This window comes from Vibrio fortis, assembly GCF_000695685.1.
GTDB classification, from domain to species: domain Bacteria; phylum Pseudomonadota; class Gammaproteobacteria; order Enterobacterales; family Vibrionaceae; genus Vibrio; species Vibrio fortis_A.
In genome coordinates this window covers 234,885-250,474 of sequence record NZ_JFFR01000013.1, presented here as the reverse complement: position 1 = coordinate 250,474, position 15,590 = coordinate 234,885, and the positions used below count along the sequence as shown (strand labels likewise).

18 protein-coding genes and 1 pseudogene are annotated in these 15,590 nt (G+C 44.6%); 8 read left to right on the top strand and 11 right to left on the bottom strand.

Annotated features, from left to right (window positions below; all coding sequences use genetic code 11):
* Positions 1–182: 182 nt before the first annotated feature.
* Positions 183–542, bottom strand: coding sequence for a hypothetical protein (locus VFDL14_RS13140; protein WP_032550858.1), 360 nt, complete (start codon positions 540–542; stop codon positions 183–185).
* A gap of 336 nt (positions 543–878) precedes the next feature.
* On the opposite strand from VFDL14_RS13140, the pseudogene VFDL14_RS0123150 reads away from it, so the two are divergent.
* Positions 879–1,861, top strand: a pseudogene (locus VFDL14_RS0123150) (integron integrase).
* 100 nt (positions 1,862–1,961) lie between these two features.
* On the opposite strand, the gene VFDL14_RS13145 reads toward VFDL14_RS0123150, so the two are convergent.
* The 3 genes from VFDL14_RS13145 to VFDL14_RS13155 are packed head-to-tail and all read right to left on the bottom strand — an operon-like array spanning position 1,962 to position 3,119.
* The gene (locus tag VFDL14_RS13145) at positions 1,962–2,384 is read right to left on the bottom strand and encodes a YeeE/YedE family protein (RefSeq protein WP_032550857.1); all 423 of its coding nucleotides are present in this window, start codon (positions 2,382–2,384) and stop codon (positions 1,962–1,964) included.
* Positions 2,385–2,807 carry a YeeE/YedE family protein gene (locus VFDL14_RS13150; RefSeq protein WP_032550856.1) on the bottom strand — a complete coding sequence of 141 codons (423 nt, stop codon included), beginning with the start codon at positions 2,805–2,807 and terminating at the stop codon, positions 2,385–2,387.
* On the bottom strand, positions 2,808–3,119 hold the full coding sequence (locus VFDL14_RS13155) for an ArsR/SmtB family transcription factor (protein ID WP_050487398.1): 312 nt from the start codon (positions 3,117–3,119) through the stop codon (positions 2,808–2,810). It abuts the gene before it with no gap.
* A gap of 145 nt (positions 3,120–3,264) precedes the next feature.
* Between VFDL14_RS13155 and VFDL14_RS0123145 the strand changes: the two genes are divergently transcribed.
* Positions 3,265–4,968 (top strand): FAD-dependent oxidoreductase, encoded by a 1,704-nt coding sequence (locus VFDL14_RS0123145; RefSeq protein ID WP_032550854.1) that lies wholly within the window; start codon positions 3,265–3,267, stop codon positions 4,966–4,968.
* Between the two features lie 127 nt (positions 4,969–5,095).
* On the opposite strand, the gene VFDL14_RS13160 is transcribed toward VFDL14_RS0123145, so the two are convergent.
* From VFDL14_RS13160 to VFDL14_RS13165, 3 genes are all read right to left on the bottom strand, one after another.
* Positions 5,096–5,284: a hypothetical protein gene (locus VFDL14_RS13160; protein WP_235201686.1), complete on the bottom strand. Its 189-nt coding sequence runs from the start codon at positions 5,282–5,284 to the stop codon at positions 5,096–5,098.
* Positions 5,285–5,303: 19 nt separating this feature from the next.
* Positions 5,304–5,411 carry an SDR family oxidoreductase gene (locus tag VFDL14_RS25035; protein WP_160168789.1) on the bottom strand — a complete coding sequence of 36 codons (108 nt, stop codon included), beginning with the start codon at positions 5,409–5,411 and terminating at the stop codon, positions 5,304–5,306.
* Between the two features lie 128 nt (positions 5,412–5,539).
* Positions 5,540–5,839 (bottom strand): Dabb family protein, encoded by a 300-nt coding sequence (locus VFDL14_RS13165; protein ID WP_032550893.1) that lies wholly within the window; start codon positions 5,837–5,839, stop codon positions 5,540–5,542.
* 316 nt (positions 5,840–6,155) lie between these two features.
* Here VFDL14_RS13165 and VFDL14_RS13170 point away from each other — a divergent pair, with 316 nt between their 5' ends.
* The 3 genes from VFDL14_RS13170 to VFDL14_RS13180 all read left to right on the top strand — a co-directional run bounded on the left by VFDL14_RS13170 (position 6,156) and on the right by VFDL14_RS13180 (position 8,744).
* Complete coding sequence (locus VFDL14_RS13170) at positions 6,156–6,464, top strand: ArsR/SmtB family transcription factor (protein ID WP_032550853.1); 309 nt, start codon at positions 6,156–6,158, stop codon at positions 6,462–6,464.
* 161 nt (positions 6,465–6,625) lie between these two features.
* Entirely contained in the window at positions 6,626–7,966 is a 1,341-nt protein-coding gene (locus VFDL14_RS13175; protein WP_032550851.1) for an aldehyde dehydrogenase family protein, read from the top strand.
* 10 nt (positions 7,967–7,976) lie between these two features.
* On the top strand, positions 7,977–8,744 hold the full coding sequence (locus VFDL14_RS13180; RefSeq protein ID WP_032550850.1) for an oxidoreductase: 768 nt from the start codon (positions 7,977–7,979) through the stop codon (positions 8,742–8,744).
* Between the two features lie 94 nt (positions 8,745–8,838).
* Here the strand turns inward: VFDL14_RS13180 and VFDL14_RS13185 are convergent, their stop codons facing one another.
* The 3 genes from VFDL14_RS13185 to VFDL14_RS13195 form a co-directional block, all read right to left on the bottom strand.
* A complete protein-coding gene (locus tag VFDL14_RS13185; protein WP_235201685.1) occupies positions 8,839–9,696 on the bottom strand; it encodes an alpha/beta fold hydrolase in 858 nt (285 codons plus the stop codon).
* Positions 9,697–9,967: 271 nt separating this feature from the next.
* Entirely contained in the window at positions 9,968–10,315 is a 348-nt protein-coding gene (locus tag VFDL14_RS13190) for a hypothetical protein (protein WP_032550848.1), read from the bottom strand.
* A gap of 9 nt (positions 10,316–10,324) precedes the next feature.
* A complete protein-coding gene (locus tag VFDL14_RS13195) occupies positions 10,325–12,361 on the bottom strand; it encodes a S8 family serine peptidase (RefSeq protein WP_032550847.1) in 2,037 nt (678 codons plus the stop codon).
* Between the two features lie 487 nt (positions 12,362–12,848).
* Here VFDL14_RS13195 and VFDL14_RS13200 point away from each other — a divergent pair, with 487 nt between their 5' ends.
* Positions 12,849–13,094, top strand: a complete 246-nt coding sequence (locus VFDL14_RS13200; RefSeq protein WP_032550845.1) for a hypothetical protein — start codon at positions 12,849–12,851, stop codon at positions 13,092–13,094.
* 30 nt (positions 13,095–13,124) lie between these two features.
* Here the strand turns inward: VFDL14_RS13200 and VFDL14_RS13205 are convergent, their stop codons facing one another.
* On the bottom strand, positions 13,125–13,913 hold the full coding sequence (locus VFDL14_RS13205) for a helix-turn-helix transcriptional regulator (RefSeq protein WP_032550843.1): 789 nt from the start codon (positions 13,911–13,913) through the stop codon (positions 13,125–13,127).
* 99 nt (positions 13,914–14,012) lie between these two features.
* On the opposite strand from VFDL14_RS13205, the gene VFDL14_RS13210 reads away from it, so the two are divergent.
* Together VFDL14_RS13210 and VFDL14_RS13215 are read left to right on the top strand one after the other, a co-directional pair.
* Positions 14,013–14,732, top strand: a complete 720-nt coding sequence (locus VFDL14_RS13210; RefSeq protein ID WP_032550842.1) for a type 1 glutamine amidotransferase — start codon at positions 14,013–14,015, stop codon at positions 14,730–14,732.
* 310 nt (positions 14,733–15,042) lie between these two features.
* Positions 15,043–15,450 carry a hypothetical protein gene (locus VFDL14_RS13215; RefSeq protein WP_032550841.1) on the top strand — a complete coding sequence of 136 codons (408 nt, stop codon included), beginning with the start codon at positions 15,043–15,045 and terminating at the stop codon, positions 15,448–15,450.
* Positions 15,451–15,590: the final 140 nt, after the last annotated feature.

Below are 15,590 nucleotides of genomic sequence, written 5' to 3'. Positions count from 1 at the left end.
CAAGAAAGGCTCTATAAATGCGGGAGCAGAAACTTCTACGCTCTTATTGACAGTGGGGGTCATATCAACGCCCTGTTAAGGGGTGAGCAACGCAATACCAAAGCCGCCGCATACCACCTTAATCACTAAAACCAACGCATAGTGAAAATGCCACGCGTTGCGAATCCCTCTTGAACAGTTTGTTATGTACGTAGCTCAAAATGAATACCTGAGCTCTCAAACTCTATGGTCCCAAAGCTACCAACAACCTTGAAACATGATTGGTTCTTTTCGAAGTATTCTATGTTTCCATAGTCTTTTGAGCCATCAGGATCTAGGGTCGGTTGTATATCACTTTGATTCAAGAGCCCAGTAATACTCGAAACATCGTTAAACAGAAGAGAGCCCAAGCGATAGCAAGTATACTCACCTACCTTTGGAGTTTTATAGTATTCAGACTCAGGCCAGATGCTGAACTCTAGTTCAATTTCCAAAGTTTGATCGCAGTAGTTCCACCCCAAAACAAATGAATCTTGAAGGTCTACGCCTACGAGAAAATCCATATTTCTCTCCAAGTACATAACATTGTTAATAACAAGCCAGCTCGTTTTTCTGCTTGCCTAACTTGTCTTAAAACTATCATAAATCATTGAGATATAATGCATATACTTCACGTTTCGCATTTTGTCTTTACATAAAAACGAGCACGCGTGTTATCACTTTTTGACAATGCGCGTTACCCTAGGAAGAAATAGCGCGAATCATATAGATAACAATAGCTTATCGAACCCTCTATCAACTAAACGAGACTAGACTCTCGGCAAAACAAGCCATTTTTCATACTCAAACCGAATCTAACTCCAATAAACTGTATAAATAAACAGAGAGAGGAGGTGACGATGGCCAGCAAATTTTTGGAAGAAATTCGCCGACACATGCGAATGCGAGGATACAGTCTCAAGACCGAAAGGCCTACTTATACTGGATAAAATACTTCATCCGATTCCATAAACTCAAACATCCAAAAGATATAGGCGAAAGCGAAGTAACGGCTTTTCTTTCTTATCTTGCTAACGAGCAGTGCGTAGCAATTAACACTCAAAAAGTTGCGCTCAACGCAATTGCTTACCTCTACAATCAATTTTTACAACTACCATTAGGGGATTTAGGTTTTACCTATGCCAAAAAACCACGCAAACTACCAAACGTTCTAACAGCCAACGAAGTGCAGGCTATTCTCTCGCATCTATCGGGTGTGAATCACACAATATTTTCGTTGCTTTATGGATCAGGATTAAGAATCAGTGAGTGTTTACGACTCAGAATACAAGACCTAGATTTCACTAACTTGTCGTTAACAGTACGTGATGGGAAAGGTAAAAAAGATCGAGTGACATTACTAAGCCCCGTCATAATTTCATTACTCCAACAGCAAATAGACAGAGTATCAACAATACAAAAAAATGATAATAAACAAGGTATCGGCCCTTTGCTGCCTCATGCTCTTGGTAAAAAGTACCCCAACGCGTTTAAACAAAGTTCATGGATGTTTATCTTCCCTTCAACAACTATCTCTAGACATCCACTAACCAATCAACTCTGCCGACATCACCTACACGACTCATCACCACGAAAGGCCTTAAAACGTGCTGTACAACAGGCAAAGATCTTTAATAAGCGAATCACCTGCCATACTTTTCGTCATAGCTTTGCAACTGAGTTACTACGTTCTGGACAAGACATTCGTACTGTTCAAGAATTGCTAGGCCACTCAGATGTCGCAACGACACAAATCTATACGCATGTCATTGGTAAACACTTCGCAGGTACTGTAAGCCCACTGAATAAAATATCTATTGCAAGCCACAAAACAAATCCATAGTTTTTGCATTCGATTCGAGTTCGTTAAACTGACTTTGAATCTAGCAATAAAAAACCTAGCGCATATTTAGAGTCGGGCAGATCAGTTCAGAAGTGTACAGTTATTTATTCGAGACTAAAGTAACCAACTTCATGCCAATCAGCATACTGGCAATGAATGAGATGATGGTAATGCTGCCCTCGCCCAAACTGGCGACCGCTGGCCCTGGGCAAATACCGCCTATTCCCCAACCTAGGCCAAAAATAGATGCGCCCAAAATCAGTTTGCGGTCAATCTTTGTATTCGTAGGCAGGCTAATAGCATTGCCATCAATGGTTTTACTGCGAGGTTTAATAATGAAATGGTAGAAAGGCGTGAATACGAGCAAAGCTCCTCCCATCACGAACGCAAGGCTCGGATCCCAATCCCCCGTGATATCGAGAAACGCAAAGATGTTAGCAGGGTCGACCATACCAGAGATATTCATTCCAGCACCGAAAAGTACGCCAGACAAAAGAGCGACAAACAAAGAGATAGGATTCATTTATAGCACTCCCAAGTTACGACGAACAAATACAACGACAATCGCGACAATCATAAAGGTACAGGTCGCGACGATTGAGCGTTTAGAGAAACGACCCATGCCAACAATGCCATGTCCACTAGTACAGCCATTGCCTAGGCGTGTGCCCATACCAACCAATACACCGGCAACCACAACCAAGCCTAGATTCATTGTGCTTAAATCCGGCAATTCAAAACCAATTGGGCGTGTAAATACTATGCTGATCACCATGCCAAACAGAAACAGCACTCGCCATAATAGGTCTCCCGCTTTCGGGGTAAGCAATCCACCCAAAATCCCGCTGATACCAGCGACTTTACCGCTAAATAACATGAGTAGACCTGCGGACAAGCCAAGCAAGGCACCACCAGCCAGCGCATGCCAAGGCATTGAAAACTCCATCTACTTCTCCTCTTGTTGATGTTTACAAAATACGCTGTGAAGTGATCCCATCAACATCATGACTCGGTCATCGGCTAACGAATAAAACACTTGCTGCGCTTCTTTTCTTACTTTCACCAAGCCCTTCTTTTTGAGCACGGTGAGCTGTTGTGAGAATGCAGATTGACTTAGATGGGAAGACTCGAGCAACTCCGTGAAGCCTACTTCACCATTACTCAACTGACACAAAACCATCAGCCTGTCGGGGTGAGCCATCGATTTTAAAAACTCGGCAGTTTCATTTGCGTTGTCGCGCATCTCTTCAATGTTCATCGATTCAATCTCATCACTTAATTCTGCCTACTATGATGGTTCAATCCTTAAAATTAGTCAATTCTAATTTAGCTAAATTTAAATTAGACTTTTCTAATTATGAGTTTTATAGTGGTCGCCAATCAGAAGATAAAAAGGTGACCTTATGACTAAGATTGTTATTGTTGGTGGCGTTGCAGGTGGCGCATCAGCCGCCGCACGTGCTCGTCGCTTGAGTGAAGATGCAGAAATCATCATGTTCGAAAGAGGGAGTTTTGTCTCATTTGCTAACTGCGGCTTGCCATACCACATAGGGGGCGACATCGAAGATAGAAGTAAACTCCTGCTGCAAACGCCAGAGAGCTTCTTAGCTCGATTCAACGTTGATGTCCGCGTTATGAGCGAAGTCGTATCCATCGACCGACACAGCAAACAGGTCACCATTAAGAATCTTCTTGAAGGTAGTGAGTATATTGAAAGCTATGACTTCCTCTTGCTCAGCCCAGGAGCTGGTCCCGTAGTACCACCAATCCCTGGTATTGATAATCCGTTGACCCACTCACTGCGAAACATCCCAGATATGGATCGCATCATTAACACCATTCAAATGAATAAGCCTGAACACGCGACGGTGGTTGGTGGCGGGTTCATTGGTTTAGAGATGATGGAAGCCTTCCACCAGTTGGGGATCAAAACCACGCTAATCGAGATGGCGGATCAGGTGATGACGCCTGTTGATCGTGAAATGGCGGGCTTTGCTCATGCTGAGATACGCGAGAAAGGTGTTGACCTTAAATTAGGCGTTGCACTTGAAGCGGTCGAATACGTTCCGAACCAACATATGGCCAGTATCGACTCTGGTGAAAACGAAGATCACCAACATATTGAAGGTGAGCTCAACCTTGTTCTTAGCAACGGTGAGTCACTCACCACTGACATTTTGATCATGGCCATTGGCGTACGTCCTGAAACTAAGTTGGCAAAAGAAGCTGGGCTTCAAATCGGTGCATTAGGTGGTATTTACACTAACGATTCAATGCAGACGAGTGATCCAAGTATCTACGCTGTCGGTGATGCGATCGAAGAGAAAGACTTTGTCACAGGCGCACAAACGTTAGTTCCGCTTGCAGGGCCTGCAAACCGCCAAGGTCGAATGGCTGCCGACAACATGCTCGGACGCAATGAAACCTATCAAGGGACACAAGGCACTGCCATCTGTAAGATCTTTGACCTTGCCGTTGCCTCAACAGGTAAAAACGAGAAGCAATTGAAGCGTGAAGGTGTCGATTATGAAAAAGTCTACGTACACACTGCCAGCCACGCCAGTTACTACCCTGGTGCTGAAATTGTCTCATTCAAAATGCTGTTTGAACCATCCACTGGAAAAATCCTGGGTGCTCAAGCGGTTGGTAAAGATGGTGTCGATAAACGTATTGATGTGATGGCCGTTGCTCAACGAGCAGGCATGACTGTCGAGCAGCTTCAGCACTTAGAGCTCACTTACGCGCCGCCATATGGCAGTGCTAAAGATGTGATTAACCAAGCTGCTTTTGTGGCAAGCAACATCATCAAAGGTGACGCAACACCGATCCATTTTGATGAAGTCACTAATCTAAATGACAATCAGGTTCTGTTGGACGTACGAAACCCAGCGGAGCTGGAAAACGTCGGATTTATTTCAGGTGCCATCAACATACCCGTCGATCAACTTCGTCAGCGTATGAATGAGCTACCAAAAGATAAAGAGATCATTATCTACTGCCAAGTAGGATTGCGAGGCAATGTGGCCTATCGCCAACTGGTAAACAATGGGTTTAAAGCGAGGAACTTAATCGGCGGCTATCGAACCTTTAAGTTTGCGAATGCATAAAGGTTCTAACAACAGAGGTGAGTGAGTAAACCACACATTCACCTCTGACACCCAAATCCAATTTATCGAAAGTACAAAGCTAGACTTGGATTGAGGCCAACTCTAAAACGGAGTTGGCCCTTAAGCATTACTTCATTGCGACAACAACGTCGCCTGATGTGCTTTCGTTCATTAGGTTGATGTAATGCTGCGCGACATCGGCCGCTGGCATACCCGGTTCAGGGTCCATACCCATAGCAACCATAGTTTCCGCAACCCAACCCGGTGATACCGCGTTGAAACGGATGCGATCTACTTCCACAGCTGCTGATTTCACTGCCACTTCAACCGCTGCATTAACTGTTGTAAGAATGCTGCTTCACCACTTCAGCAGAGCCTTTTAGCTTCTCTACTAATGCGCTACCAACAAGACCTGTAGAACCTAATACTAATACTTTTTTCATCACTGACTCCGTTATTGTGTTTCGATGTGGAGCCATTATGTCGAAAGCTATTTAATCCCAGTAGAGGGTTAATGGTTGTTTGACCTTTAACTTAAACTTGAAAGTCATCACGCCCTATAAATCAGCCACTACGCAGGTTGATAGTCGAATACGATGATGTCATCCAATATCGGTCTAAAGACGTTCTTCAATGCATCGTGTTCTGGGTGAGGTAAGTAGTTATCACGTCCTGCCTCATCAGCGAACGTCATAAAAACAGAGTGTGTGTAACCCTTGTTCTTTCCTTCTGGGCTGTTGTTTTCTCCCCATTCAACGTCAGTCACACCATTAACCTTGTCGGTCATTGAAACGAACATCGCCATCAGTTCTTCAATCTGCTCTTGAGTGATTTCTGGTTTGAATTTAATTAGCAAGATATGTCTTATCACGAGGTAACCCTTTTTGTTCACTGCACTAATTACAACTATTCATAGCAATAATGAGGAGAGTGATTGTGTCTCAAACTATAAGACCAATGCTTCTACTCAGATCTCAAATCCCACAAACTCGAACTTAATGTGTGAATATGTTTCCTGTTTTTTCAACGTTTATAAGGGCTTTCCGCACTAATGCCTCCTCAATCTCGCTATACCATAGAACAAAAACTTGGCCCAAACAGAATTTCGAGATATTGCGATATCCTATTTTTAGGCGTATGCTCTGCATCATCAACCAACGTAGTATCAAGATAAGAAACAATTCGGCATGTTAGATATCAACGAAATTCTAAAATCGATTAACAACCCGGTAAGGCGTAACTTCTTGCATTGGCTTAAGTCACCACATGAACACTTCAATCTCGAGAAACAGCTCGTTGATGCTGAAGTCGAAGGCGTTTGTGTCAGTATTATTCAAGAGAAAAGTGGCCTATCACAATCGACTGTCTCTTCTTACCTGTCGAACTTGCAGCGAGCCAATCTCGTCAGCTCAAAGCGCATTGGTTCTTGGACTTACTACAAGCGAAACGACGAGATCATTGAGCTGTTCCTTGCTCAGCTGAACGACTCACTTTAATTCCATAAATAGGGAGCATGTTTTACACCTCTCTATTTATTTAAAACTACATATCGAGATTTTTAGATATCTAATTATCGAAAATTCACAAACACAGTTGAAGACAAGCCCGGAGAGGAAGCCTTCAGCGTAATAAATACAAATACTTGGAGACAATGAGTATGACCAGCCTTATTCAATCTTTTGACCCTAGCAATGGAGAGTTGTTGGGCGAAGTTGAAAACTCAACAACACAGCAAGTTAATGCCGCGGTTGCCAGAGCGAAAGCCGCTCAAAAATTTTGGCGCAAAACACCGCTGCCTGAGCGAGCACGAATCATCAACAACGCATACCAAGCGATCGACCACCTAACAGATTCATTCTCTGAACTGCTTGCCCGTGAAATGGGTAAAGACATCCGCCGAGCAACGGGTGAGGCAGGCGGTGCGGTGTACATGGGACAACATTACGCACAAGATGCAGCACGCGCACTCAGTCCTCGTCAACTTTCTGGTGGCACGGAACTGCAGTACCGACCTCTAGGCGTTGTTGGTGTGATTTCGCCTTGGAATTATCCCGTCATGATGGCCAATAACCTGATTGTACCTGCGCTGGTGGCGGGTAACACCGTGGTTTTGAAGCCATCAGAAGAGACACCTTTAGTAGCAGAAACCTTCTTCGGCGAACTCAAAAAGCATCTTCCTGACGGCGTGTTGACCATTGTTCATGGCGACCGAGAGGCAGGAAAAGCCTTAGTCGAAAGCGAGATCCAGATGATCGCATTCACAGGCTCTAAAGTCGCAGGTCAAGACATCATGGCTCGCGCGGCTTCTAAGGTGAAACGCCTTGTTATGGAGTTGGGTGGTAAAGACCCAATGATCGTCATGCGCGATGCTAACCTCGAACAAGCGGCACGCTTTGCCGTGGCGGGTAGCTTTGAGAACTCGGGCCAAATGTGTACCTCTATTGAGCGTATCTACGTTGATGAACGCATCGCCGATAAATTTGAGCAACGCGTTACCGAAATAGCCAACATGTACCAAATTGGCCCTTGGGATATGCCAAGCGTCAACATTGGTCCCATCATCAACGCAACACAACACGCCAAGATCGTTGAACAAATCAAAGATGCAGAAGAGAAAGGCGCCACGATTTTACTAGGCGGTTCACAACAACCTGAGCGTTATATCCGCCCAACGGTGATCACTGGGATGACGCCAGAAATGAAGATAGAAACAGAAGAGACCTTTGGCCCTGTTGTTTCTATCAGCCGTTACTCAGACGTTGAAGAAGCAATCGAAAGAGCAAACGCCAGTGAATATGGCCTAGGTGCGGTCGTCTTCGGTAACCAAGGCGTTCAAGACGTTGCGGAAGAGCTTGAGGCTGGCATGGTAGGAATTAACCAAGGCCAAGGCGGCAGTGGCGACGCACCTTGGGTTGGCGCAAAGCAAAGCGGTTTAGGCTTCCATGGCTCGGTCGATGGCCACCGCCAGTTTGCACAAGTTCGAGTTGTTTCAAAATAAGGAGAGACCAATGACGAATAACGAATCATTTTATGTTGTCAGAAGAGAGTCTGGCACTCAGCGAAACGACTTACCTGTATGGGCACCTAAGAATCAAAACCCGTTTTTGCTCGACAGTGAATACCAAGGCGTAACGCGAAAAGAGGTCGACAACGTACCTGGGGCATTTCAATTGCTGAATGTGTTAAAACCTGAAGAGGTAAAGCGCATATTGGCAGCAACCAACGAGCTTGGTTTTACCGAAGATGCTGCTGTGTCATTGCCAAGAGAGATTCGCCACAACAGCAACCTCAACTTCATTGCCGACACTGAGACCTTGGAGCAAATTTGGCAACGCTGCCGCGATCATTTCAGTGATCAATACGGACACTTTGGCAACAAGCAACCACTTGGAATCAATGGTCGTTTTCGATTTTATCGTTACGAGCAAGGCGACTATTTCAAAATGCACATTGACGGTTCATGGCCGGGAAGCCAAGTCATCGACAATCAATTAGTCGATGATGCCTTTGGTGACCGTTGGAGTATGTACACCTTTTTGATTCTATTAACAGACGATTTTGTTGGCGGCGAAACCCAGTTTATGGTCAACCGTGATGACCCGACTAAACCTGCTCGCCAACATGAAGGGGCCAATATTGAATCGGTAAGAACGCCAAGCGGAAGCGTGTTGTGTTTCCCACACGGAACCCACCCATTCCATTGTCTACATGGCTCAGCACCAATTCTTTCAGGAGTTAAACACATCATTCGTACCGATGTGTTATTCGAGCTGTGATTCGAGCTTCAAAAAGTAATCTGAGCTAATTAATAGCAAGGCACATTCATCAATGTGCCTTTTTACTTTTCTCAAACCTTCAGACCAATAATCTTTAGCTACTTTGAAGCTCAAGCCACCCAAGCGCATCCTGCCAAAGGCTTTGCTGGTGTTTAGATCTAAAGAAACCAAAGTGACCAATTCTGCTTCCGTGCTCCTTTGAAGAGACTTTCGCGACTTCTACATCGGCTTGTTGATAAAAGCTCGCCAGTGCTTGTACTGATTTTGGCGGAGCAAACTCGTAATCATCATCAATTTGCAGGAACCTCATTTTGCAAGATAACTGCTCAAAGCCTGAACGTATTGGCGTACCTTGCTTATCCACAATATAGTGAGGATGTCTGCCCCAATACGCCCACTGCTTGGCGATAGACTCTGGTAATGACTCCCCACCCAAAAACGCACCCGGTACTTTACCGAAAACAGTCGATAGCAATGGCACAATAGCGAACCACATCGCAAAGATGCGCGCCTTATTCATGCCCTCCCAATGTCCCCAGTAACCGCTTTGAGAAGAGACACAATAAACGCTCTTGAAGAAGTTATTACTCTCTGCAAAACCGAGAATCTGCCCACCAACACTATGCCCTACGCAGTGCCAATCGAGCTCACCGTGGTTCACCTTAGCCCAACGGATCACAGCTTCGAGATCATACTTGCCCCACGCCTTCATTTTCAGTTGTCGATTACGACTATTCGCAACAGACGAACGGCCAATGCCTCGGTAATCGTACGTGATAACAATGTATCCCTGCTCAGTAAGAAACTTGGCAAACTTCTCATAGTAACTTTGACGAACAGCCGTCGCAGAGTTGATCACCACCCCGCCTTTTACATTCCCACTAGGGACAAAAACCGAACAAGAAATGGTGAACCCATCCTCTGTTGTTAGTACTAACTCTTCCTTGATCACTCATCCGACCTCTTTATCTGTAATTCAAAGAGTGTTAAGTAATTGTTACTAAAAGTCCAATTTTATATGAAACGCGGGGTTACTTTTCGACATTAATTTCCGAGTAGACCGTGAACCCATTCAATGAACACTCTGACGCGTGGTGAGTCATTTCTCGTACGAGGGTAAAGAATCGAGACTGGAGAAGACGCAGGAGGAAATTCTGACTCTCAACAAAAAACGCCCCTCGAGTAAGGGGCGTTTGCATACTTGAACAGATTATTGGAGGGTTTTACTGAGACAATAGCCTTCGCATAGGTTCGGGCTCTGTGTATTCCACTGATTCGTAGTTAGCAAACTTATCCAATTCGGATTGCTCGCCAGTCACGATCAGCACGCTCTGCTCCGCCAGCACGTCGACCACTTGAATGTCGTGCTGTTGAAGAAGCGCTCTCACCTCGCTTTCCTTCCCTTCTACGTACTTAACGAAGTAACGCGTAGGTTGTTGCTCAGCTTGCTCAGGGCGTTTATCCACCAAAGGAAAGCCTTGATTGTTAGCCAAACTGTATGAGCTCAGCCCGAGTGCTAAAAGCGCACTCACACCCATTGCGGACAATGAAACTAAGTTCAACGCCTTCATAGTCACTCCTTATTGAAAGGTCAGTGTCCAACTGTTGATGGTTCCTGTGTCTCTTCTGGCACTGTCTACCGCTTTTAGTTCCCAAACACCCTGAGACTCAAAACCAGAGAAGTCGACTTGGTAAGTGGTATTTATGTCGTTAGCACTACCGCCTTGATTATCATGCAGCACCACTTGTCCGCCCGTTGGAGAGGTCAGCGTAATACGCAAGTCTCCAATGTAGGTATGAGCAACGTCTAAATCAATCGTTACCAAACCCGCATCACCAGCACGAACTACATCAAGCTCACTAATAACGCCCGAAGCACTGTTATCAGGAATCGCAACAGCATCAGAATTGGTGTAGCTGTTTAGATCGGCTCCATTACCGGAACCGTCAGGACCATTACAACCCGCATCTAGGTATTGCTTCGCAGCATCTGCGTTTACAAGACCATGACCAGTACGATTATCACGCCCTACTACATCGATATCTGTTGCTGTCTTAATCAGCGCATTACGCACCTGTGCAGCGGTACAGGTTGGGTGATAGCTCCACACTAAGCCCGCAACACCTGTTACGTGTGGTGTTGCCATGGAAGTGCCGTTGTAGTACTCGTGGTCTTCACCTTTGGTTGTTGAAACCGTGATCTCTTGACCGACATAGCCCACCAGTTCTTGACCAAATGCGCGATCAACCGTCACCGATACCATGCGTGCTGCGTTGTTTTGATCAACAAGGAAAGGGTTCTGCAAACCCGGTAGTTCGGAGTTACTGTAAACAATCGCAGCGCTTGCTCCAGCGTTGTAACAAGCTTGAACTGCATCAATCTCAGGGTAGCTACCCGATGATTGATTGCCGACACGCTCCGTCAAACAAATTTTGCCTGACATATCGCCACAATTGAAACGGCTACCAGAGACCTCACAGCTTGCCAGTTCTGCCGTGATTGAACCTGCGACTGGATCAGGACCGTAGCTACCGCCACTTTGAACCAAGCGGTTGTGCGGCACAATACCACGCTCAAACTGGCTGACGCCGTTTAGCCTAATGTCGGATAGTTTACCTTCACCCAACGTCACGGTAGATAGAATGGCTACACCCGGACCTGCAATCTCAACTTGATTTGTTGCTTGAGAAAACGCGGCGTGATCGCTCTTATCATCAACCGCAGCAACCGACATAACGGAATCGTAAGATGCTGGGTAGCTGTGCGCTGTATTGCCATCATTACCAGCAGCGGCTATCAACAGAACGCCGTTATCGTAAACAGCTTTCAGCGCATTTCTTTCTGTCACACTCGATTGGCTACCACCCAAACTCATGTTAACCACGTTCGCACCATTATCTGCACACGTTTGTACCGCTTTCACCAAGCTAGACGAATACCCCCAACCTGCTTCATTGAATACTTTAACGATATGCAGATTCACGTTTTGGTTTGGCATCACACCTTTGATGCCTTCGGTATTCGCAATCGCAGCGATGGTGCCTGCTACGTGTGTGCCATGCGCGTTGTTGTTCCCAGGAACACTCCAAGAACCGGTGCCGCTGTCGTTAGTCCCAGACACAAGGTTGCCACTCAGATCGTTATGAGCGAGATCGTAGCCTGAATCGATAATACACACGGTACGATTGCCAGCGTTTGAGTCATCCAAAAGCTGAGCATTCACCGCTTCGTATCCCCAAGGGGTGGTTTCACTTAACAGGTATCGTGGTGGATCAATCTCCACATATTCAACATCACTACGATTACGCAGTTTCCCTAACTCTGAGTCTTCCATCTCAACACTGTAGATAGCGCTGTTGCCAAGCTTTTCTACTTTACGTGCTTTGAGCTGATCCAATACCGACTCTTGCACAATGCGTGGCCCCCAAAAGGAGTTTCCACCCATCAGTGAAGGGCTCGACGTATCTTCTTTAAACTTGACGATGTATTTGGTCGGCAAGTTAGATTCATCGAATCCAGAGAATGGTGCCGCTTGCACTGACATAGAGAATGTCATTGCCACTGCTATGGCAGACAGTGGCATTAAGCCTTTCATTTTTAACGTTGTATAGTGCATCTGCTTTTTCCTTTAGCATATTTTTATTCACACATAGCCCATCAAGAATCATTTATAAAATCCCCGAGCGGGCTATTCAGCTATAAATTAATTGCGCTAAAGTCCAAATCATTCACCACACAAATGTTTATTTTTTGAGCGATAGTCACTCGATAAACCAAAAGAGTGAACACTCAACATCCACTTTACTGCTTGCAAAACAGACAATTATCGACAAGGAATGTGAATTTTTAGTTACTTTATTGAAGTACTTATTCTAATTTTATAAAACTCTTGGCATTGATTCATTCCTCAGTAACTCAAAGGCCACAATAGAAACTGATAGATTGCATAATTAGTCATCACCAAACACAAGACATACTCAATAACATGCTTCTTCATACTCTCTTTTTACTAGCTTTTCGCGGTCAAAATGCCGTAAGGTACCATCGACAAGTACGTCCAACCTCGCTCCAAAAGTTCAACATTAATACAGAAAAGAATGACTATGAAATTTGATATCGACGCACTGAAACACCACCAGCTAATTGAAGATGGCCAACTAGAAGGGTGTTATATTCATCAGCCAGTGCAAGGCAGCCAGCAAGATGACAAAGCCGTTGTGGAAGAGCGTAAAGCGCTGGAGAAAATGGGGTTTAAAGTGGTTCAGGTTAAAGCAAAAGGCGGGACAACAACCTTTGCAGAAGCGATGCAACAGTTGGCGAAGAAGACAGGGCATCGATCCAATAAATAAACGGATAAGCTCCTCATAATCAATAATTTACTAGAGAACCAGTCTGTGCTCTAACATATGGCGTCGATAACTACTTGGTGTCTGATTGAAAGTTTTCTTAAAAGCGTACGTATATGCGGAGTCAGACGAGTACCCTAAACTGATCGCTATAGTCTGTATGCTCATATCCGTGTCCAACATCTGCAAAGATAAAACCAACCTTATATTTTGCCGCCACAGTGCAAATGATTGAGAGAACTCTTTTGAGCACAGTCGAGATAGAGTTCTCTCAGATGCACCAACTTTATTGGCCCACTCCTTCAATGTGTACGGCAGATCAGGCTGTTGCTTGAGCTGCGAAAATATCGATAAAAGACGCTTATCTTTAGGCATCAGAAAAGGTATTTCATAACTATGTGCCATCTCAATTTGATCTCGTAGTACCGCCAGCAGACTTGAAACATTGGATTCAGGTTGCGAGCGCGTTCGAGCTTCAAACAAAGTTAGGAGCAACTCCTTCATGAAGGAACTTACCTGACAGGATTTAGGACGATCACTATATTGAATGAACTTGTCTGGATTCAAATAAACCGCCAAAAACACCGTATCGGTAACGGCTACGGATTTATGAACAGTATTGGAGGGAATATATAGCATCCCATTATGCGGAACGATTGCACACGTATCACCAATATTCGACTGCAATAACCCTTTAACTGGAAACACTATTTGATGCCATGGATGAGAGTGGAAGTCATCAATATAGCCAGCAACCATCCTGGTCGATTTAGTGATCAACTGCTGATTGGGAAACTGTTCTATCAGGTCATTAGCGTTCATGATTGGCGACTTATCTACACAATATGGCTGTTAGTATAAATTACGCCATCGAGGTTTGATATAACATCTCAACTCTAACATTAAGGAAGAGGAAGAAAGATGCATATTCACTTCATTGTTCATGAATACTTTGAGGCTCCTGGCGCCTACGAATCTTGGGCGGAAAAACACAAGCATACCATCAGCTACTCTCGAGTTTACCAAGGAGACTCGCTCCTCCAAGACATCGACGATATTGACTTTCTTATTGTGATGGGAGGCCCTCAAGATCCCGCTACAACGACTGAGCAATGTGCTTACTTTGATAGCAAAGGAGAGCAAGAACTAATAGAAAAAGCCATCAATGCAGGAAAAGTGGTATTGGGCATCTGTTTAGGATCTCAGTTAATAGGTGAAGCGCTAGGAGCTCGGTTCGAGCACAGCCCTGAGCGTGAAATCGGCAAGTACCCAATTACATTGACTCAATCAGGCTTACAACATCCATTATTCAGCCACTTTGGTAAAACACTCAATGTCGGTCATTGGCATAACGATATGCCGGGACTAACAAGCGACACGCAAATCATAGCTCATAGCGAAGGATGTCCAAGACAAATTGTGGCGTATGGTGAACTAGTTTTCGGCTTTCAGTGCCATATGGAACTGACCAAACACGTCGTATCATTACTCATTGAAAATGATGAGTTACCCGACTCAAGTAAGTTCAGATTTGTCGAGACCCCTACTGCCCTACTACAACATGATTATGATGAGATGAATCAGAAACTGCATGTGTTCTTAGATAAATTAGAAAAGAGATACCAATTAGGTATTGTTTGATTTTGTTGGAGTCAGTACCTCCTCAGTGAACCACCGTGACGTTACTTACCATATTCATCAACTCTAATTTCATAAAGCCAAGCTTAATAATCCATTAAATAACTATTAATTCACTTAATGGAGACGTGCGCGTAAATTAATCAACCCAATTTATTGAAGTGCAGGGAGAACACTTCGAATGTTATCTCTAACTCACACCCAACGATGGAGTGCATAGAGATTTTTGCTGATAACCTATTGCTTAAGTGATTAGAAAATCTGGTGTTAAGTCTTTGGTAAACAGCATGACGAAATATATAAGGTTTTACTCATGTTTAATAAACGTTCTCTAGTCCTTTTGGTTTCATTGTTTTCTGTTGGTCTGACAACCATGCCTGCTGCCGCATCAGTAAAGGTAGGTATGGGAGTCGACTATGGGTTAGGGGTTAACCTTAAGTTTGATGACTCTGTGAATGTCTTCGCGGGGAATGATGGCTTTGCGCTTGATTACCACTTTGCAAAAGGCGGCCTTTCAAGCGACGGTTCTGTTGGCTACTTTGTCGGTTTTGGTGGTTGGACAGATTGGGATGACGACTTTGGCGTAAGAATGCCCCTAGGCCTGGACTGGAACTTTGCTTCCAATTGGAACCTAACCGGACAACTCAATCCAACCTTCCAAATCCAAGATAAGTCCAAGTTCAAACTCGATGCAGGCTTCGGTGTTAGTTATGCGTTCTAAGTTGACCAATATCTAAAACCAATTGATAGCCCAATGACTGTGTCGTTGGGCTTTTTCGTAATCGGTCATTAATGTCACGATCAGTGTCGCTTCCTATCATTCTTACTCCATTTTTGAATCACCGAAACTACTCATAATTT

Coding starts and splice junctions, on each gene's coding strand:
- VFDL14_RS13190 (WP_032550848.1), bottom strand. CDS start 10,315: ATGAAGGCGTTGAACTTAGTTTCATTGTCCGCAATGGGTGTGAGTGCG.
- VFDL14_RS13195 (WP_032550847.1), bottom strand. CDS start 12,361: ATGCACTATACAACGTTAAAAATGAAAGGCTTAATGCCACTGTCTGCC.
- VFDL14_RS13215 (WP_032550841.1), top strand. CDS start 15,043: ATGTTTAATAAACGTTCTCTAGTCCTTTTGGTTTCATTGTTTTCTGTT.
- VFDL14_RS13155 (WP_050487398.1), bottom strand. CDS start 3,119: ATGAACATTGAAGAGATGCGCGACAACGCAAATGAAACTGCCGAGTTT.
- VFDL14_RS13210 (WP_032550842.1), top strand. CDS start 14,013: ATGCATATTCACTTCATTGTTCATGAATACTTTGAGGCTCCTGGCGCC.
- VFDL14_RS13200 (WP_032550845.1), top strand. CDS start 12,849: ATGAAATTTGATATCGACGCACTGAAACACCACCAGCTAATTGAAGAT.
- VFDL14_RS13180 (WP_032550850.1), top strand. CDS start 7,977: ATGACGAATAACGAATCATTTTATGTTGTCAGAAGAGAGTCTGGCACT.
- VFDL14_RS13145 (WP_032550857.1), bottom strand. CDS start 2,384: ATGAATCCTATCTCTTTGTTTGTCGCTCTTTTGTCTGGCGTACTTTTC.
- VFDL14_RS25035 (WP_160168789.1), bottom strand. CDS start 5,411: ATGAAAAAAGTATTAGTATTAGGTTCTACAGGTCTTGTTGGTAGCGCA.
- VFDL14_RS13150 (WP_032550856.1), bottom strand. CDS start 2,807: ATGGAGTTTTCAATGCCTTGGCATGCGCTGGCTGGTGGTGCCTTGCTT.
- VFDL14_RS13175 (WP_032550851.1), top strand. CDS start 6,626: ATGACCAGCCTTATTCAATCTTTTGACCCTAGCAATGGAGAGTTGTTG.
- VFDL14_RS0123145 (WP_032550854.1), top strand. CDS start 3,265: ATGACTAAGATTGTTATTGTTGGTGGCGTTGCAGGTGGCGCATCAGCC.
- VFDL14_RS13170 (WP_032550853.1), top strand. CDS start 6,156: ATGTTAGATATCAACGAAATTCTAAAATCGATTAACAACCCGGTAAGG.
- VFDL14_RS13140 (WP_032550858.1), bottom strand. CDS start 542: ATGGATTTTCTCGTAGGCGTAGACCTTCAAGATTCATTTGTTTTGGGG.
- VFDL14_RS13205 (WP_032550843.1), bottom strand. CDS start 13,913: ATGAACGCTAATGACCTGATAGAACAGTTTCCCAATCAGCAGTTGATC.